Here is an 18136-nt window from a genome sequence, read left to right on the forward strand (position 1 = left end):
TCCCCACTTCCGCGTCCTGACCTGGCGCCCCTTCCCTCGGCTCCGTTGGGGCCCGGGAGGGGCGCCCCTGGCTCTTCAACCCGTCTGGAGGTCGCAGTGATTCATGTGTTCGTCGGGCCGACCCTGCCACGGTCCGAGCTCGCCGTACCCGGCGTACGGCCGTGGCCGCCTGTCCGGCACGGCGACCTGTTCGACAGCGCGATCCGCGCAGGCGACACGGCGGTGATCATCGACGGGGTGTATCACCAGGCTCCGGCGCTGCGGCACAAGGAGATCCTTGCGGCGATGGGCCGGGGAGTCCGGGTGATCGGTGCCGCAAGCATCGGCGCGCTGCGGGCGGCCGAGCTCGCCCCGTTCGGGATGCTCGGCATCGGCAGTGTCTACGCTGCCTACGTCCGCGGGGACATCGAAGGCGATGACGAGGTGGCGGTCGGGCAGGCCCCGGACGGGGCCTGGGATGCGCTGACGTGGCCGCTGGTCAACGTCCGGCACGTCCTCGCACTCGCCGAAGCCGCCGGGGTCATCGATACAGAGCGGGCGACCGCGCTCCTCGTGGCGTTGTGCGCCATCTACTACCCCCAGCGCACGTGGGCCGCCGTACGGGCGGTGTGCCGGCGCGAGGGCGAGAGCCCGTTCGCCGACTGGCTGGCCGGGCAGCGCGAACAGGACCGGTACTTCGGTGACCTCAAGCACGCCGACGCACTCGCCGCCGTACGCGCCGCGCTCTGCGGCGCGATCACCGGCTCGGGCTCCGGCACGGCGCCGGTGTGGGAGACGGCCTACTTCCGGCGCTGGTCCAATGCCTTCGCTCGCGAGGCCCTGGAGGAGACCGTGCTGTCCACGGAGGACCGTCTGGTCTACCAGCAGGTCTTCGACCCCCAGTTCCGCGAGAAGTGGGCGGCCTATCTCGAACACCTCTCGCAACATCCTGCCGACGGCGGGCCGGGGCTCGCTTTGGCCGAACGGCTTGCCCTCGTCTCGGACGGGCATCTCCCGGCCGACCGCCTCTTCCATCCGCCGCTCAACCTGCGCGACGAGCGGACCACCGCCGTGCTGCTGGCGGGCGAGACCATACACGACCGCCAGGCCGTCGCCCGCTACGCCGATGCCCTCGCCCGGTATCAGCGCGAGCGCCCGGGGTTCTCGGTGGCGGCGGTGCGCGAGGAGGCCGCCCGCGCTCTGCTGCTGCGGGTGTGGCGCTGTCCGGAGTGCGAGTTCGACGCGGAGGCGTCCTCGCGGGGGCTGGTGTGCGGGGCGCGTGCCGTGGAGGCGGCCAAGCGGCTCATCCCCGGATTCCTGGAGGAGACCACGAGAAGGGAGGCGGCCGGTGTCGTACGTTGAGGAAACGCTGGCACTGCCTGGCACGGTGCGGGCCCGGATGCCCGAGGAGACATGGGCGCACGTGGCCGGGCACCTGACCGAGTTCGGCATCACCCGGGTCGCGGACCTGACCGGCCTGGACTGCATCGGCCTTCCAGTCTTCACGGCGATCCGCCCGGCATCGCGGACCCTGAGCACCTCGCAGGGCAAGGGCGCCACGCCTCTGCTGGCGAAGCTGTCGGCCGTCATGGAGGCGATCGAGCTGTGGCACGTCGAGCAGCCACTGCCCGTCATCGCCTACGGCCCGGCCGCCGAGGTCGCCCCCGACTGCCCGATGGCCGCGCTCCCCCAGACTGTCCCGTACCCCGAACACGCCCTGCACCGGATGCGATGGGAGTGGGCGGCCGGCACCGCCGTGTTGAGCGGGAAGACGGTGCTGCTGCCGGTCGACCTTGTCCGCCGCCGAGCGCAGCGGCCCGCGTGGACCCCGGACGTGTGGCGCGCGACCAGCACCGGTCTCGCGTGCGGCAACACCCGGGACGAGGCCCTGTTGCACGCCCTGTTCGAGGTGGTGGAGCGCGACGTGCTGTACCGGGATGGGCAGTGCGGCGGGCGGCGGCGCACCCTGATCGCGCCCGGGACGGTCGTGGACCCGCACGGCCGGGAAGTGCTCGCGCGGCTGGAGGCTGCGGGCATGTCGTTGGAGATCGCGCTGGTGGACGGCCCGTACGAGCTGCCGGTGTGCCTGGCGTACCTGTGGTCGGAGGACTACCCGGTCGTCTTCGCCGGCGGCGGCTGCCACAGCAGCCCGGCCATCGCGCTCACGCGGGCAGTGACCGAGGCCGCACAGTCCCGCCTCGCCGCGATCGCGGGGACCCGGGACGACCTCCCCTCCGACCCGGGCAGCTTCGATACCCACCCCTTCCGCCCGGCATCAAGCGCAGCGCTTGCGCCGTGGCCGCAGGCGGCGGCCCGATTCGCCCCCGTCGGCGGCACCTTCACCGACCAGGCCACAGCCGTGGCCAGCCGGGTCGCGCATGTCACCGGGCACGAACCGATCGCCCTGGACCTGTCTGCCACCGACGGTCTCGTTCACGCCGTGCAGGTCATCTGCCCTGGCACACGCTCACGGATCAAGAGGTCGATGCCCCGATGAACACCGCACCCGCCGCACCCGAGGCACCTTTCGTGCCCGGCACGACGCGCTCGTTCCAGTACGACGCCTTCCATGCCGCTAGGGCCCGCATCGATCTCGTCGCCCGCCTGTACGCCGAGGCGATGGGCGAGGACTACCCGGCCGAAGTCGCCGCCTCCAGCTCCTGCGACTGGCCCCTGCTGGGACTGATGGCCGCCCGCCTGCGCCTGCGCCCCGGACAGCTCCTCGTGGACGCCGGATGCGGCACCGGCGGCATCGGCCTGTGGCTGGCCCGCGCGCTCGCCGTCCGCCTGGACGGCTTCGACCTCTCACCCGTCGCCACCGCCCAAGCCTCCGCCCGCCGCCCCCACTTCCTGGCCGCCACGGCCGATCGCGCGGTCTTCCGCGTCGCCGAGCTGGAGAACACCGGCCTGCCCACCGCGCACGCCCACGGCATCGTGTGCGTGGACGCCCTGGGGCGCGCGGCCGACCGCGGGACGGCGCTGCGCGAACTGGGCCGCGTCCTGGCCCCCGGAGGCCGCCTGCTCCTCACGCGCGCGCTGCGGCGCGGCGCGGAACCGGCATGGCACCAGCAGGTGGCAGCCGCCGGACTGGCCCAGGAGCACCTGGACGAGCGGCCCCAGGAACCCGCGGCGTGGGAGCGGCTCTACCGGCTGTGGATCGCCCACGGTGACCAGCTTCGGCGCGAGCTGGGGCAGGCAGCTGCCGAGGCCATGCTCCGCGAGGCGCACCAGGTGCTTCCCACCCTGCCCGGACGACGGGCGGTCCTGCTGACCCTGAGGCGCCTTCCGGGCACCGCGGACGGCCATGAGGCGGCGGCTAGGATGGCCGGGCCCGCCAGCATGGCCGGCAGGCCCGCGTCCACCGAGAGGATCCCGCAGTGACCCAGAACCGCGTCCGTGCGGCGGTGTTCTCTGCCGGATCCTGGGGCACCGCCATGGGCAAGATCATGGCCGACGCCGGCACCAATGTGGTGATGCACGCACGGCGCAACGAGATCGCCGACGCGATCACCACGACCCACCGCAACCCCGGCTACTTCCCGGACATCGAGCTGCCGCACAACCTGACGGCCACCACCGATGCGGCCGCGGCCCTCGACGGCGCCGACTTCCTCGTGCTGTCCATCCCCGCGCAGTCCCTCAGGTCGAGCCTGGCGGCCTGGGCCCCGCACATCGGCACGGACACCGTGATCGTGTCGCTGATGAAGGGCATCGAGGTCGGCAGCGGTCTGCGGGCCAGCCAGGTCATCACCGAAGTGACCGGCATCGACGCCGAGCGGGTCGCCGTACTGTCCGGCCCGAACCTGGCCCGCGAGATCATGAACGGCCAGCCCGCGGCCGCGACCATCGCCTGCCCCGACCAGGACACCGCCCACCGCGTCCAGCAGGCCTGCCACACCTCGTACTTCCGGCCCTACACCAGCACCGACGTGACCGGCTGCGAGCTCGGCGGCGCAGTGAAGAACGTGATCGCCCTCGCGGTCGGCATCGCCTCCGGCATGGGCATGGGCCACAACGCGCAGGCCATGCTCATCACCCGCGGACTGGCGGAGACCACCCGGCTGGCCGTGGCCATGGGAGCCCACCCGGCGACCCTGGCCGGCCTTGCCGGTCTGGGGGACCTCGTGGCGACCTGCTCCTCCCCTCTCTCCCGCAACCGCACCTTCGGCACCCACCTCGGACAGGGCCTGAGCATCGAGCAGGCCACCGCCGCGACGAAGCAGACCACCGAGGGCGTCAAGAGCGCCGAGGCGATCCTCGCCCTGGCACACGCCCACCGGGTCGAGATGCCGATCACGGAAGTGATCTCCGACCTGCTGCACGAGAAGGTCACCCTCGATCAGGCCGCGGCCGCGCTGATGCAGCGGCCCCCCAAGCCCGAGCGCTGACCCCCGCGGACGCCCCGGCACGGGGCCGACCGCCACCACCTTCACCCTCCCGACACGGAGGCCCTCGCCATGCCCTCTGCTGTGCTGTCCGCTGTCCAGACCACGCTGACCCTCGCCCTCGTGGGGTGGATGATCACCGGCTTCACCCCCATGCGCGGCCGCTGGCTGCGATGGAAGATGTTCTGCCGGGCCACCTTCACGATCATCTCGCTCACCGGCACCACACGCGACGGGCGCACCGAGCCGGTGAACGTCTACGACTACCTCTCGCCCGGCAGTTTCATCCTCGGCCCGCCCCAGCTCCAGGCGATCCTCGACCACCTCACCCGCAGCGGCCGGTACGAACGGATCGACGGCGCTGGCCGCGTCCTGTCCGCCCGCGGCGAGCAGCGCGTGGAGGTAAGGGACGGCCATGTGGTTCTTTGACGCCGTCACCTCCGGCTTCCAGCACCCCACCGACCCCGGCCGCCTCCAGCTGTTCCGGATCGTCTTCGCCTCGGTGGTCGCCGTACGCTTCGTGCTCTCCTTCGGCCAGGGCGGATGGGACCGCCTCGCCCCCGGATCGCTCAGCGCCCACCTCGCCGAGCAGCAGTACGGCCCCGCCCGCTCCCGCCTCCTGATCACCCTCTACCGGCCCGCGCTAATCGTCCGCACGGCCGCTGCCCTCTGCCTGGCCGCCGGCCTCGTGCCCCGGATCGCGCTGCTGCTGGTCCTGGCTGGCGCCGCGATGGAACTGGCCTACCTCAAGAGCCCCAACGCGGTCCGCTACACCCTGCTGACCGGCACCTGCCTCCTGCTCGCCAACGACCTCGGCCACGGCCTGCACATCGAGCACGGCGCCAGCACGGCGAACACGTGGGCGCAGTGCCTCCTCGTACTGATCACGACCGACATCTACTGGAACTCCGCCTGGCAGAAACTCCGCAGCAACCACTTCCGCAGCGGGCTCTACCTCGCCCAGTGGATTCACACCTACGCCCAGCTCAGGGACCGGCTGCCCTACCGACGCCAGTACGCCGTCCCCGCCATCGTCCGACGCCACGCGGGCAATCTCACCGACCGTGACATCCGCCTGTGGCGCACGCTCGCGGCCACCGTCATCGCGGCAGAGCTCGCACTGCCCCCCGCGCTGCTCATCGAGCAGACCATGCCGTACGCCGTCGCCGCCGGTATCGCGATGCACGCCGCGTTCACCTGCCTCAAGCCCCGCCAGCTCATCACCTTCTCCGGCCTCACCCTCGGCACGTACATCGCCTTCGCCGCCTGATCGCCCAACACCCGGAGCCAAGCCGCCTCGACGACAAATAGGAGGGGCGCCACGGCGTTGGTGACACCCTCCTCGTGATCGCAGATCAGATCAGTGGGGTCAGTTCCTCGGCCACTGCCCGGTAGGAGTCCTTGACGCCGGCCTCGTTGCCTAGCCGGTGCCGCTCCAGGCGCAGTGCGCCGAGGTGCCGCACCTCGTAAACACGCCGCCGCCATCGGCCGGACTCAGTGTCTGCCCGAGCAGGATAGGCGTCGAAGAAGGACAGCCGTTCGTCCTGCTTGGCCCGGGCCATCCGCATCGTCCAGTCCGCCTCCGGGTCACCCCACCAGGTCCGGTCCAGGTCCAGCACCCCGCAGATCGCTGGGACCGGCGCTGGCGCGAGCAGGGTGTTCACCGTCCACAGGTCCCCGGTCAGCAGCCGAGGCTCGCCAACCTCGTCGAGCACGTGGGCGCCGTCCTGCGCGACGCTGGCGGCCTGGCGCAGGTCGACCGCGTCCAGGCCGCAGCCCTCCACATCGTTGGCGATCTGCCGCAGCGACGCGACGACGGCCTGGCTCCAGCATCCGTGGCCGGGCCCGACGACGGGCCCGAAGTACGGGCCCACCACGACGTGCACGGCGGCAGTGATCTCGCCCAGCTGCCGGAAGAAGAGCCCATGCGTGTCCTTCGGGAACGAGCCCAGTTTCAGGGGCGCGGGGGCGCCAGGCAGGAAGGACTGGATCATCCAGTCCCTGTCGAGGACCGTTCCGGTGAAGTCCGCGGCCAGAACCTTCGGCATCAGATCGGCGATCGGCGCCAGCCACGGCACGGAGGCGTACTCGTTGCGCATCAGGTGCGCCTCGGAGACGAACTGCCGCTCGGCGGGCGGCGCCACGCGCAGCACGATCGGCTCGGCCGCGTCGCCCAGCCGGAGCCGGTAGACGCTGTTGTACATGCCGCCGCCCAACTCGACCGCCGATTCCACCACCGCGCGGCGGCCGAACGCGGCCCGGACGATCGCCTGGACTTCCCCCGCGGTCACGCCCTGCTGGAAGGAGCCGGCCGGACGCTGGATCGTACGGAACTCCACAGAAAGCCTTCCTGGATCACGCGCGCGTACGCGACGCGGCTCGGGGCTGCCCTGGTCCCGTCACCGCCAGTGCCTGAGCACGCGGGCGATGAGACCACCGGCCCCGGTCAGGGCACCCATGACCCCCGCGCCTACTGCCAGCGGCTCGGCCGCCGACGGATGAACCAGGGCCACGTAGACCACTGCCGATGTGACCAAGAGTCCCACTGCCAGGGCCAGGAGGAGGGGCCTTGACCCCGGATGTTGAACACGTCTATGCGGCTTGGGTCAGGGTAGTTCCTGCTGGTCGGAGGGCGTTCTCGTAGGCGATCGGGGACCGCTGGCCGAGGCGGGAGTGCCGGCGGCGGGTGTTGTATCGGGTCAGCCAGCGGAAGGCGTCGAGTCTGGCCTCACGCTCGCTCGACCAGGCCTTCCGGCCTTTGAGCGTCTCTCTCTTGAAGGCGGCGTTGAAGCTTTCCGCGGCGGCGTTGTCCGCGCTGGAGCCGACCGCGCCCATGCTCTGCCGGACCTCTGTTGACCTGCAGAGTTCCGCGAAAGCTCTGCTCGAATATTGAGATCCGTGGTCGGTATGCATGATCGCTCCGGCAAGGCTTCCACGGGTCCGCTCGGCGACCGTCAGGGCGTCGATGACGAGCTCTGTCCGCATGTGGTCGGCGATCGCCCACCCGGCCAGCCGGCGCGAGGCGAGGTCGATGACGGTCGCGAGATAGAGCGGCTTCGAACCGCTGACCGGCAGGTAGGTGATGTCGCCGACGTACTTCGTGTTCACCTCGGCTGCGGTGAAGTCACGGCCGATCAGATCCGGTGCCTTCGCCGCGGCCTGGTCCGCGACGGTGGTGCGGTGCCGGCGGCGCAGACGGACTCCCTCGAGCCCGATGGCCCGCATGATCCTGGCGACGCGCTTGTGGTTGACCGCCGGGCCGCCCTCGTCGCGGAGTTCTGCGGTGATTTTGGGGGCTCCGTAGGTACCGTCGGAGTCCTGGTGGACCTTGCGTATCCGGGCCGCGATCCCGGCTTCGGCGGTCTGGCGGGCCGCTCTCGCGGATGCGGTGCGGCGCCAGTAGTAGAAGCTCGAGCGGGCCAGGCCGAGGATGTCGCAGAGCCGCTTCACGCCGTGTCGGCGCTGGTGATCGTCAACGAACTGGTAGCGGTTCACCAGCGCGTCTCCGTCGCGAGATACCGGGCCGCCTTGCGGAGGATGTCGCGCTCTTCCTCCAGCTCACGGATCCTCTTGCGGGCGGCGGCCAGCTCCGCCTGAACGGCGTCGGCGCCGGCCCGCGAGGCGGCCGGCGGCTCGGAGTGGGCGCCAGGTCGGCGGCCGTCGGCGGCCCGGATCGGTTCCGCAGCGTCTCGGTGTTCACCCCGAGATCACCGGCGACCGACTTGATCGTCGCTCCCGGCCTCGAGCGGTACAACGCGACCGCGTCCGCCTTGAACTCGGCGGGGTAATGCTTCATCCCCACAGGGACTCCGTTCTCCTGGACCATCAAGATCCAAGTGTCTCCGGTGTCCAAAACCCGGGGTCAAGGCCCGCCCCGACCACCCCCACACCCTCGCCACCCGGAACCGCCTGGCCGACTGGCTAGGGGAGGTGGGGGATGCGGCCGGGGCCGCAGCGGCCCTCGCCGAGGTGCTGGACGATCGGGTGCGGGTGCTCGGCCCCGACCACCCCCACACCCTCACCAGCCGACACAACCTGGCCAACTGGCTAGGGGAGGCGGGGGATGCGGCCGGGGCCGCAGAAGCGTCCACCGAGCTGCTGGACGACGTTCTGCGGGTGCTCGGCCCCGACCACCCCCACACCCTCACCACCCAACACAACCTTGCCAACTGGCGGGGGCAGGCGGGACATACGTTTGTTGCCGAATCGACCGACTTGAACAAGATCGGTTAGCGCTCCGCCCGCGACTCGCTCTTCTTCCCTCGCGGCCCGGACCGTCGTGGTGGCGGCCCTCTTCCAGGAAGCGCGCCACCAGTGCGTCGCGGTCGACCTCCGCCCCGCTCCGACAGCTGCATCCACCACCGCCTGGCCGCGCTCCTGCCCCACGTGACCGAGTTTGGGGGTGAGCAGTCTGCGCGCGGCGGCTGCGGCCGACGTGACGGAAGCCGCCCGCAGCCGAACCGGCGGACCTGGCCGCCGGCATGAGGTGCCCCTCGCCTTCGGGCGCCTGGTCGTTGCGCTGGTGGCGGTCCACACCTTGGGGCGAGTAGGAGCGTGGTGGTCCTGCATGCCGAGAACCTGTACGCCGGCCCCGCCCCAACGGCATTTGTCAGGCGGGTTCCGCGTCTTGGGCCTTCAGGATTTCGCGAACTCGCGCGCTTCGGCTGGCACGAAGGAGACGATCTCGATCGCCTTCGCGGTGGGCAGCGGCAGGTTGTCGAGGTGCTCGTCGGAGACGGGAACGAGGGTGCCAGTCGCGGTCTCATAGCCGCAGACGATCTCGTCCTGGCGCAGCTGCTGCCCGTCGAGCTCGCCCGCGTCGTTCGGGCAAGTTCAGGCACAGGGCCGTCGCCGGGCGGCGGCGCTCGAGGCTGCCGCGCTGCGCCGTGCCCGCGCCGAGCGACTCGGGACGATCGGGCCCGCGCCATGTACCACTCGGCAGGGAGCTGGTGAACTGGCATGATTCGGCGCTCTGGTGGCACGGGGACCAGTACCGGCGCCGAACCTGGGTTCGGGTTCGGGGCACCTTCGGGCCAAGTGCTGGCTGATTCCCGCAGACCACTTCTTAATCCACTCCGTGCCCGGGTAGGGACACCGCTGATCCAAGCCAGCGACGCACCACTCAGCGCGGAGGAAGCCTGTGCCCGACACCATCAACCTGGCCGACGACCCTGACTTGGCCCACCTGGTCGATCTCATCGACATGCTGCCGGACCCAGAGGTCTCTAGCTTCTGGGACGCCAAGCACCAGGGCGGCAGCACCCTCAGGTCGACGGTCGGGCACAGGCTCACCCAGATCCTCAAAGGACGCGGCCAACCATCGGACGTGGACTACCTCGCCGTGTACGTCCTGAAGTACCTCGGGCGTGGCAACAGCTACATCCCTGAAGCACACCTCACCAAGCACCTGACCGCCATGGAGAACCTGCCCGCCGCAGGCCATGCCTGGGTGGAGGACGCTACGCGCACCGCTTGGACCCTGGTCACCCGGTACAGCCTCCCGAACTGGCGCGGCAAGCACTCCACTCCCGGCCAGGCATGGATCGAGAACTGAGGAACCTCGGCAACAAGACCAGCCGAGAGATCGTCTTTGACGAACTCGACGACCGCAGGCCAAGCCAGCCCCTGATCACCTGCAGGAGTACATCCTCGACACCGTCTGCGCGGCCGTCCCCATCGGTATCGGCACCGAACCCCAGTGCGTTGCGCTGTCCCTGCCTGCCCCGGACCCAGACCGCCTTCCACAAGCGGCCCGAGTCCTGCGCAACGAAGCCGTCGCTGCGGTCCTCGCCCCCTTAGTCGCTGGCAAGGATCTCCGAACATCAGCCGGGCCGGCCACAGGCCACTACTGAACGCGAGGGCAGCGCGCCCCGCAGCCTCAACCGCCTCAGGGCGCGCTGCCAAGGGCGCCACTGCCTACCCACCCAGATCGCGGGCACTCTTCTCTGCCATGGCACCCATCCTGAACGACCTGCCGTTCCGGCTAGCACACGTCGTCTTGCGCTACGGCTCCGTCGATGCCCCATCAGCTGTCGAACATCACGTCGAGCTCTGACGAGACAAGTCACCAGCTCCCAAGGCGGCGCCTGGGGAATTACGTGAACATCCACGCAGGGGAGGCCTTCGGAGGCGGCCAGTGATCAGGCTGGGCAATCTCATGCGTCGGGGCCCGGGGGGTCGTCACTGTTCCGCTCAGCGCTCTGGTAGATACGCTGGACCTTGCGCCAAGCGCCAATGATGTCGGGCAGCTGATCAAGCAGTGCCCGGACGACGAACAAGAAGATGCTCAGCACGCCAGAGGCAGCCAGCAGCCAGAGAATGATGGAGTCCACCCGTTCGAGTCCCTCGTAGTCCAGGGGCCGAACATGGGTGACGTTCACTCAGTTCGACCACTGATGTGTGTGGTCAGAACTGAGGTCTACGCCGACAGTAAAGCTCAGGGCCCTGCTGTCCCATGGGTCATGCGGGCACGCCCTGAGGCAGCCGCGGCGAGCGGTGAGGTAGCAGGTGGCCGGGTCGTGGTTCACGGCTCGAGCAGCCGCCCCTCGACATGTCGGCTCGTGGGGAACTGCTCCTGCGATGCCTCTGAGGCTACCTGAAGACGAGATCACTGCCGCCGCAAAATGTCATACGCGAGACAGGGCCACCGTAATGTGGTAAAGGGTCCACGTGGATCGGTTCCCGGGGCGGAAGGAGACCCCGTTACTCTTTCGCGGCACCTGAGTTCTCAAGGAGAAACCTCATGTCGAACCGCACCGTTGTCGAGTTGCCTTCTGGCTCAGCCCGGTCAGCCCTCGGCCGATGATCAGGGGATGACAGACCCCACAGCTGACGTTCGGTGGCCTTCGAGGCCGAGCTGCTCGGCGGCGTCCTTCGGCGCCGCCAGTATGCAGTCGAAGGGGCTGGGGTCCCCGAACGCGGCGGTCCTGCCAGGGGTGGGAGAGGGAGAGGCCGCTCGGAGCAGTGGGGCCGGCCTCAAGCGCGTCTGAGGGCTGGCTACCGTGCTGGCGGTCTCACTCGTCTTCCAGTTCCTTCGCCTTCTCCAGCAGTTCGGAGTACTTGGGCGAAGAGCTTGCGGCCTTGCTCAGTGCCTGTTTCTGAACCTCCGCGGCGGGATTCTGAGGCGGGAGCATCGAGCCAGGCTCGTGCTCGTGGGAGCGAGCCGGGGGCGGACATGCCCCCAGTAGGCCCGTCTGTGTCGTTGAACTACGGTGGCCGGCTATGAACTCTGAAGACTGGTTGGCGGACACCCAGGCGTCCTACGACAATGTCGCCGCCACCTACGCGGATCAGGTGCGCAACCTCCTGGATGAAACGCCCTACGAACGTGCGGTCCTGGATCTGTTCACCGGCCTGGTGAACACCGCAGGCGGAGGACCGATTGCTGATGTGGGATGTGGACCAGGGAGAATCACGGCCTACCTGCGCGAGCTGGGCATGGACGCGTTCGGGATCGACTTGTCGCCCGCGATGATCGAGATAGCTCGGCGTGATCATCCCGGCGTCCGGTTCGAGGTCGGTTCCATGACGGACTTTGGCCTTGCTGACGCTTCGTTGGCCGGCCTGGTCGCCTGGTACTCACTGATCCACGTCCCTGACAACGAGATCAGCTTGGTTTTCACGCACTTCCGGCGAGCGCTGCGGCCTGGTGGGCTGCTGCTGCTCGGCTTCCACGTCGGTGACGAGTCGAGGCTGAAGACGGAGGGCTATGGCGGCCACCCGATGAAGGTCTACGTCCATCTACGTCAGCCTGGCCAACTGGCCGCATGGCTCAACGATGCCGGCTTCACGGTCGAGGCACAGATGACTCTCACATCAGCAGAGAGTCCGCTCGGAGGAATTCTCTTCGCGCGTCGCCAGCCGGATACTCAGGAAGATCCACACAGCGAGAGGTCCTGACCTGGGCGGTGTCGTGAACGAGGCAGGAGCGGGGTGACGGTCGCCCGGGCGACCGTCAGTCTCGTTCGCCCTCGCGGGAGGCGGCCTGGCCGGCCCTTCTGGACTGTCGGCGGGTGATGCGCCTGGTCATGAGCGTGATCGCGGCCCAGGTGATCAGCGATTCCGAGTGCTGGGTGAGCCGTTCGTAGTCGCGGGCGTGTCGGCGGGCGTGCATGATCCAGGCCAGCGACCGTTCGACGACCCAGCGGCGGGGCAGGATGACGAAGCCGACGGCTCCCTTGGGCCGGCTGACGGTTTTGAGCGTGAGGTTCAGGTGCTTCTTCGCCCAGGTCACGAGCTGTCCGGCATAGCCGGAGTCCGCCCAGACGATGGTGATCTCTGGGTGCATGAGGCGGAGCCGGAAGAGGACTTCCTTGGCCGCGTCGCGGTCGGTCATGTCGGCGGGGGTAACCATGACGAACAGTGGCAGGCCCTTGGTGTCCACGACCAGGTGCCGTTTGCGGCCGTTGATCTTCTTCGCTCCGTCGTAGCCTCGTGAGTCCTTGCCGACTGTCTCCGCGGCTTTCACGGACTGGGAGTCGATGACGGTGGCGACAGCGCCGGGGGCCCGGCCCATCTGGCGGCGGATGCGTTTGCGGAGCTGGTCGCGGATCTGTCCGACGATGCCGGCAGCAGCCCAGCGGGCCATGAAGCCGTAGCAGGTGCGCCAGGGTGGGAAGTCTCTGGGCAGGGCCCGCCACTTGCAGCCGGTGTCGACGACGTACCGGATCGCGTCGACGATCTCGCGGCGGGGGTGCTTCTCCGGGCGTCCGCCCCTGTGGCTCTCGCAGGCCGGTGATGGCAGCAGCGGTTCGATCAGGGCCCACTCGTCGTTGAAGGTGTCGGAGGGGTAGCAGCGGCGCCTGGCCAACGGTCCCTCCCTGGAAGACGGGGCGGGGCCGGCCGCTTCGCGGCCGGCCCCGCCGGTCAGGCGTCGATGAAGTCGGCGATCACGTCGAGCGTGGACTCCACCGAGCTGAGCTGGGTGTTCAGGTGTTTGATCCACCGGCCTTTCGGCTGCAGGGCGGCGTGCGGGGCGACGACGCTGGTGATGAACCGGCGGATCTCGGTGAGCTTCTCTCGGATGATCGCGACCTCGTACGCCTGGAGCTCGGCCGGGTCCGAACAGAACTTGTAGCCGTCGGTCCTGGTCCAGATCAGGGGCGGCCAGCCGCGTTCGGTGATGATGTCCCGCAAGCAGGCCAGGCCCGCGCGGGCCTGGCTGGGCGACAGCTCGCTGGATCGGATCAGCTGGTTGAAGGCCAGGCCCGCCGGCCTCGCCTCGAAGAGTACGAACCGGACGGTGTCGGCGTGTCGCTGAGCGGCGGGTGATCTGCGCTCGGCAGCGCGGGGCATCGCCTAATCACCTTGCAGGAGACGGGCCAGCTCGCCGTCGACGTCGACCCTTCCCGTGTCGACGGCCGTCTCGATCCAGTCCAGCGTCGCCCGGACGCGGGCGACGTTCTCGTGGACGACTCCGCGTTCGTCGTCGCCGAGCTGGCGGTCGCGCAGTCCCGGGACGACACGGCCGGCCGCCGCGACAAACGAGTGGCAGGCGGTGACCAGGTCCAGGAACTCCACCGACCGGTCGATGCTGCGGATCGCCGGAGCAACAGGGCTGGTCTCCTCGAAGTGCTCGCGGGCCTGCCGGCCGCGTTCGACCTGGGCGTGGTTGACCTGGTGGCGCGCGGTGTCGTCCGACATCGCGCGGAAGGCGACGTCGGGGCGCCGCAGCAGGCCGGTGGTCACCGTCGCGGCGACTTGGTCGTCGCGGGTGAGTTCCTCCACGGCTCGGACCTTGTCCTCCTGCCTGACCTGGGCGACCACCGTCGGACGCCGCAGCAGGTCGCTGGTGACGGTGGCGGCGACCTCCTCGTCCCTCGCGAGGGTGTGGATCGCGCTGACCTTCTCCTGCGGGGTGATCGGGTGCTCGACCTGCCGGCCGACCCGGCGCCGGGCCTCGTCCGCGGTCCACCGTGGCTTCCCCTCCGGCGGGGTCAGGATCGCGGCGAACCGCTCCCGCTCGTCGCCGATGCCCGCCAGGATCTTGTGGACGGTGAAGGACACCGCGGTCTGCCGGTGTTCCTTCGACCAGCGCGAGGCCGTCCACCTGGCCTCCTTCACTGTCGAGTACGACAGTCCGATGTCCTCGGCCAGGCGGAACATCGACTCCTTGACCGTGAACAGTTCCTCGCCCCGCTCCTGGCCGCCAGCCTCGCGCATCGGCTCGATCTCCAGCGCGTAGTCGCCGATCGTGAACTGGCCCCGGGTCTGGTTCTCCACCACCGTGCGCAGCTCGGCCACGATCTGCTCGTAACGGCTGGAGCTGACGCTGCCGACCATGTCGGCGCTCTTGAACTCTTCGGGCATGGCATTCACCACCCACCGCGGGCCGGGGCACAGCCCCTCGGCCGTGACAAGACGCGGCCCGCTTCCTGACCCGAGAGTCAGACCGGAAATCCTAAGATCACAACGAACGACCATGAATGACCGGAATCTGACCGAAGATGCGATTCGGATGCGTTCGCGATGCGGTCACTGTGACCGTTCGCCGAACGTTTCCTTCCGGGCCCGCCAGGCCCTCACGACGCACCGGCGTGAGCAGTAGACGGCGTTCGACCGCCGATCCACCCCTGCCACCCAACGGGCTCCGCACTCGGGACACTCGGCCTGGCCGGCGCCGCTCAACTCCACGGCCACCCGCTTGCGCAACCGGCGGCATCGGCGCCACTGCCTGGCACGACAAGCCGTCGAGCAGTACACGGCATCGGGCCGCGCTTCCGGCCTCAGCCGTTCACCGCAGCCCCCACACACCCGCTCTCCGGCCCGCCCGGAACGCTCGGACACCACGCCAGCGTAGGCCCCGAAGCTACTCAGCACGGCAGTTCAGAAACAGGCACTCAGGATCCGCGAACGAATGCCAGAGGCGTTCGCGATTTCCGAGGTTCCCAGAGCTCCTCGGGGGTCCAACACCCTGTCCAGCATGAGCTCAACCGAGGCATCTAGGAGCGCGGCTTCAGCCTGATCCGCAACCAGTCGGGCCCGCTCGGCGATTGCCCGTAGCTCCTTCAGCCGTTCCAGACCATGCGTCTGCTTCTCCTGTAGTTCAGGGACCACACTCGGACGCACCATTTTCTCCTCGCCACCGTTGCCGGGTTCTCACATTCATCAAACTCTGCTTCCACTCGCGCGAGGGTGGGGCCCAAACGACAAAAAGGGGCAGACGTGCGCGGCTACAGGTGGGCGAGGTGCTCGCGTACGGGGTCGGCGAGCTCGGCGTAGAAGTCGATGCGGTCCTGGGCCTGAAGGATCTGGCGCACACGCTGAGCAGGCCGGTGCGGGCCTCGGGCCGGTCCAGGACGGGGGTCAGCAGCGCGTACACGTACACGGTGGCGGCGTCGTAGCCGTATGGGGCGCGGCCCCAGCCTTCCCAGTCGAGGATGAGCGGGCCGGGGTGATGTTGCCGTAGTGGAGGTCGCCGTGGGCGGTAGTCCAGGTGACGTCGTCGACCTGGTGGCCGGTGAACTGGGGGATGGACGCGGCGCAGGTACTCCTCCCGTACGGCCTCGCGGTCCGTAGGCGGCGGCACATCGGCGAGGGCGTCCAAGGCCGACGTCATCTCCTTCCACCACGTCTCGGGCAGGCCCGGATCCGCGTCGAGGACGGGACGCGGGGAGACCATCGGGTCCGGGGCGTAGGCGTACAGCTCAGCACGGCGCGCCGGGGGATACGAGCCGTCCGCGCGGCGGGGGACGGCTCGGGCGGGGCAGTGGCCCGCAAAAGTCAGGGTGGGGTCACATACCGAGCCCGAGAACTCACCCAAGCGGCCATCTTCTGAACGTTTTTGGCAGGCTAGGTGCATATCAAGTCAATCCGCAGTGGTCTCGGAGCGAGGCTCGGAGGCTCCGGCCGCGTGATGCTGCTGGAGGTTTCCGGGGCTTGCTGGTGATCCCTTCACTGTGCGCAAGCCTCCGTCCTCACGATGGGTGGCCGGTTCGGGATGCGCACCCCGGTCGCGGTGACAGTGCGTCCGATGCGCGCAGTGCGGAGCGATGGGTGACATCGTCCTCGACGACGGGCGGCTGGACCTGGCGATGGCCCGGACCGGGACGCATGTCCGCGAGATGCCTGGACTGCCCCTGAGGTGCTTCTGGTCGTGCCCGATGTCACCTTCCGGCCGGTGGACTGTTCCGGCGTCGCTGAGTGTGGCGCAGTTAGTGCAACGTCCGGAACGGGCTGGAGGTGGGCGGCCCGCGGTAGTGCGGGGAAGTCGGTGGAGGGGTTTGCGGGCTGACCCTCGGGTGGAGTGGGCCTGTTCACCACCCGGGGGTCGGCGTCGCCGGGTGCCCGGCGGCTGGGCGCAGCCGACTTCAGCGTTCTCGTACCGACACGACCTCCGGACGGCCACTGGTCAGTCCCACCCGCCACCTCCCACTCCCACCCGGGCAGACGCAGCCCGCCTGACACGCCCCAACGGCTGGTGAGGCCGACAAGGCCATCGGGGAATTCACCCTGGCCCATGGGCGGAGGGCCAAACGGCGGCGGCTCGTCCGTCCCCCGGCCACCCTGCTGAGGGGAGTAGGTCACAGCGCGCGCCGAGTGGGCGAGGAACACCGGATCTGGCGGGCAATCCATGGTGGTTCGGTTGGGGGCGGCAGGTGGACAGCAGGACTGACGGCAGCATGCCGAGCTGCGGTCATGTGGGCCGGCTGGCCGCCTGGACTCGTCAGAGGGACTTGAGCAGGCCGCCCAGGGTGAGGATGATCCCGCACAGGGCGATCACCGTGCCCACGAACCGGTAAACCTGGCTGACGCCACCCGCCCGGGGCGAACCCAGCTCCCTCCCGGGAGTGCATCGCGACTTCGCCGTTGGCCTCCGCCCGGCGTTCCAACGAGGCCGAAGCGCTACGAATGTTGAGCGCGACCCACCTGCCCGCAACGAGGAGAGCGAGTCCGATCGCCAGCAGGACGAGACTTGTGCTCAAGGTGCCCCCGGGTGTCGTGATGGACATCCGGAGGCTGGCAGGGGGCTGGCCTTCCGGAGCAGGGCCAGCACGGTCGGCCGCTGGGGAGACATCTGACGAAGCAGCTTAGGATGCCCCGTGCAGTCGCCTATGAGCTCGGGTCGGTGAGCGGTTGGTGGCAGCCCGTCGACCCGGACTGCTCCTCTCGATCCGCCCCCAAACCAACTGAACGAAAACATCTACCTCCGCCGATAAAGTCCCAGCTCAGAAAGTGTCGACCCCGCGCCTGCGGGGATGGTCCGGCTGGTTCTACGACGTCGTCACCCGCCCCGACGTCGACCCCGCGCCTGCGGGGATGGTCCGCGGCTACACAGCGTCTTGGGCGCCGTCCTGGGGTCGACCCCGCGCCTGCGGGGATGGTCCGTCGGTCGCCTCTCGTGACGTGACCTCCTCCAGGTCGACCCCGCGCCTGCGGGGATGGTCCGCGTCCGACGCGGGTGCTGGACGTCGGCGCTCTGTCGACCCCGCGCCTGCGGGGATGGTCCGGTCACCGACACCGGGCAGGTCCGCGTCCCCTTGTCGACCCCGCGCCTGCGGGGATGGTCCGCGGTCGGCCGCGCGGACCAGGCCGTGCTCCTCGTCGACCCCGCGCCTGCGGGGATGGTCCGGAGGAGGGGAAGAAGAACCTGGCGCAGGCGGGGTCGACCCCGCGCCTGCGGGGATGGTCCGAGCGTTCGTGTCGTCGGGCAGGGCAGCGTGCAGTCGACCCCGCGCCTGCGGGGATGGTCCGCGCGCCGTGGTGTCACTGTCGCCCCGGCCCGCAGTCGACCCCGCGCCTGCGGGGATGGTCCGTACCGCCGCTAGACCGAC

15 protein-coding genes, 3 pseudogenes and 1 CRISPR repeat array are annotated in these 18136 nt (G+C 69.6%); of the genes and pseudogenes, 10 read left to right on the forward strand and 8 right to left on the reverse strand.

Annotated features, from left to right (window positions below; all coding sequences use genetic code 11):
* Window positions 1-96: 96 nt before the first annotated feature.
* The 6 genes from AB8A24_RS33640 to AB8A24_RS33665 all read left to right on the forward strand — a co-directional run bounded on the left by AB8A24_RS33640 (window position 97) and on the right by AB8A24_RS33665 (window position 5634).
* A complete protein-coding gene (locus AB8A24_RS33640) occupies window positions 97-1341 on the forward strand; it encodes a TfuA-like protein (protein WP_369478400.1) in 1245 nt (414 codons plus the stop codon).
* On the forward strand, window positions 1328-2476 hold the full coding sequence (locus AB8A24_RS33645) for a YcaO-like family protein (protein ID WP_369478401.1): 1149 nt from the start codon (window positions 1328-1330) through the stop codon (window positions 2474-2476). The genes AB8A24_RS33640 and AB8A24_RS33645 overlap by 14 nt, the downstream gene beginning before the upstream one ends.
* The gene (locus tag AB8A24_RS33650) at window positions 2473-3360 is read left to right on the forward strand and encodes a cyclopropane-fatty-acyl-phospholipid synthase family protein (protein ID WP_369478402.1); all 888 of its coding nucleotides are present in this window, start codon (window positions 2473-2475) and stop codon (window positions 3358-3360) included. The genes AB8A24_RS33645 and AB8A24_RS33650 overlap by 4 nt, the downstream gene beginning before the upstream one ends.
* Window positions 3357-4367 carry an NAD(P)H-dependent glycerol-3-phosphate dehydrogenase gene (locus tag AB8A24_RS33655; RefSeq protein WP_369478403.1) on the forward strand — a complete coding sequence of 337 codons (1011 nt, stop codon included), beginning with the start codon at window positions 3357-3359 and terminating at the stop codon, window positions 4365-4367. The genes AB8A24_RS33650 and AB8A24_RS33655 overlap by 4 nt, the downstream gene beginning before the upstream one ends.
* A gap of 69 nt (window positions 4368-4436) precedes the next feature.
* Entirely contained in the window at window positions 4437-4793 is a 357-nt protein-coding gene (locus AB8A24_RS33660; RefSeq protein ID WP_369478404.1) for a hypothetical protein, read from the forward strand.
* Window positions 4780-5634: a hypothetical protein gene (locus tag AB8A24_RS33665; protein ID WP_369478405.1), complete on the forward strand. Its 855-nt coding sequence runs from the start codon at window positions 4780-4782 to the stop codon at window positions 5632-5634. Before AB8A24_RS33660 ends, AB8A24_RS33665 begins: the two co-directional genes overlap by 14 nt.
* Window positions 5635-5719: 85 nt before the next feature.
* Here the strand turns inward: AB8A24_RS33665 and AB8A24_RS33670 are convergent, their stop codons facing one another.
* The 3 genes and pseudogenes from AB8A24_RS33670 to AB8A24_RS33680 all read right to left on the reverse strand — a co-directional run.
* The gene (locus AB8A24_RS33670; RefSeq protein WP_369478406.1) at window positions 5720-6703 is read right to left on the reverse strand and encodes a phosphotransferase family protein; all 984 of its coding nucleotides are present in this window, start codon (window positions 6701-6703) and stop codon (window positions 5720-5722) included.
* Window positions 6704-6956: 253 nt separating this feature from the next.
* Window positions 6957-7933, reverse strand: a pseudogene (locus AB8A24_RS33675) (IS3 family transposase); the annotation flags it as partial.
* 107 nt (window positions 7934-8040) lie between these two features.
* Window positions 8041-8166, reverse strand: a pseudogene (locus tag AB8A24_RS33680) (transposase); the annotation flags it as partial.
* Window positions 8167-8264: 98 nt separating this feature from the next.
* Between AB8A24_RS33680 and AB8A24_RS33685 the strand changes: the two are divergent.
* Window positions 8265-8597 (forward strand): annotated as a pseudogene (locus AB8A24_RS33685) (tetratricopeptide repeat protein); the annotation flags it as partial.
* Between the two features lie 402 nt (window positions 8598-8999).
* Here AB8A24_RS33685 and AB8A24_RS33690 read toward each other — a convergent pair.
* On the reverse strand, window positions 9000-9158 hold the full coding sequence (locus tag AB8A24_RS33690) for a Ku protein (RefSeq protein WP_369478413.1): 159 nt from the start codon (window positions 9156-9158) through the stop codon (window positions 9000-9002).
* A 346-nt stretch (window positions 9159-9504) separates the two neighbouring features.
* Between AB8A24_RS33690 and AB8A24_RS33695 the strand changes: the two genes are divergently transcribed.
* Window positions 9505-9918, forward strand: a complete 414-nt coding sequence (locus tag AB8A24_RS33695) for a hypothetical protein (RefSeq protein WP_369478407.1) — start codon at window positions 9505-9507, stop codon at window positions 9916-9918.
* A gap of 601 nt (window positions 9919-10519) precedes the next feature.
* On the opposite strand, the gene AB8A24_RS33700 is transcribed toward AB8A24_RS33695, so the two are convergent.
* Window positions 10520-10744, reverse strand: a complete 225-nt coding sequence (locus AB8A24_RS33700; RefSeq protein WP_369478408.1) for a hypothetical protein — start codon at window positions 10742-10744, stop codon at window positions 10520-10522.
* An 841-nt stretch (window positions 10745-11585) separates the two neighbouring features.
* Here AB8A24_RS33700 and AB8A24_RS33705 point away from each other — a divergent pair.
* Window positions 11586-12263, forward strand: a complete 678-nt coding sequence (locus AB8A24_RS33705; protein WP_369478409.1) for a trans-aconitate 2-methyltransferase — start codon at window positions 11586-11588, stop codon at window positions 12261-12263.
* Window positions 12264-12318: 55 nt separating this feature from the next.
* Here AB8A24_RS33705 and AB8A24_RS33710 read toward each other — a convergent pair whose 3' ends face one another.
* Genes AB8A24_RS33710 through AB8A24_RS33720 form a run of 3 tightly spaced genes read right to left on the reverse strand, consistent with a single transcriptional unit; the run spans window position 12319 to window position 14672 of the window.
* On the reverse strand, window positions 12319-13173 hold the full coding sequence (locus tag AB8A24_RS33710) for an IS5 family transposase (protein WP_369478410.1): 855 nt from the start codon (window positions 13171-13173) through the stop codon (window positions 12319-12321).
* A 56-nt stretch (window positions 13174-13229) separates the two neighbouring features.
* Window positions 13230-13658, reverse strand: a complete 429-nt coding sequence (locus tag AB8A24_RS33715) for a RacP protein (RefSeq protein WP_266793627.1) — start codon at window positions 13656-13658, stop codon at window positions 13230-13232.
* Window positions 13659-13661: 3 nt separating this feature from the next.
* The gene (locus AB8A24_RS33720) at window positions 13662-14672 is read right to left on the reverse strand and encodes a DUF6192 family protein (protein WP_369478411.1); all 1011 of its coding nucleotides are present in this window, start codon (window positions 14670-14672) and stop codon (window positions 13662-13664) included.
* 878 nt (window positions 14673-15550) lie between these two features.
* On the opposite strand from AB8A24_RS33720, the gene AB8A24_RS33725 reads away from it, so the two are divergent.
* Entirely contained in the window at window positions 15551-15706 is a 156-nt protein-coding gene (locus tag AB8A24_RS33725) for a hypothetical protein (RefSeq protein WP_369478412.1), read from the forward strand.
* A 1833-nt stretch (window positions 15707-17539) separates the two neighbouring features.
* Window positions 17540-18118: a CRISPR direct-repeat array (repeat unit 29 nt; unit sequence GTCGACCCCGCGCCTGCGGGGATGGTCCG).
* The last annotated feature ends 18 nt before the right edge of the window (window positions 18119-18136 follow it).

The sequence above is a fragment of the Streptomyces sp. BF23-19 genome, from assembly GCF_041106355.1.
GTDB lineage: Bacteria > Actinomycetota > Actinomycetes > Streptomycetales > Streptomycetaceae > Streptomyces > Streptomyces virginiae_A.

Coding starts and splice junctions, on each gene's coding strand:
- AB8A24_RS33705 (WP_369478409.1), top strand. CDS start 11,586: ATGAACTCTGAAGACTGGTTGGCGGACACCCAGGCGTCCTACGACAAT.
- AB8A24_RS33660 (WP_369478404.1), top strand. CDS start 4,437: ATGCCCTCTGCTGTGCTGTCCGCTGTCCAGACCACGCTGACCCTCGCC.
- AB8A24_RS33665 (WP_369478405.1), top strand. CDS start 4,780: ATGTGGTTCTTTGACGCCGTCACCTCCGGCTTCCAGCACCCCACCGAC.
- AB8A24_RS33650 (WP_369478402.1), top strand. CDS start 2,473: ATGAACACCGCACCCGCCGCACCCGAGGCACCTTTCGTGCCCGGCACG.
- AB8A24_RS33715 (WP_266793627.1), bottom strand. CDS start 13,658: ATGCCCCGCGCTGCCGAGCGCAGATCACCCGCCGCTCAGCGACACGCC.
- AB8A24_RS33720 (WP_369478411.1), bottom strand. CDS start 14,672: ATGCCCGAAGAGTTCAAGAGCGCCGACATGGTCGGCAGCGTCAGCTCC.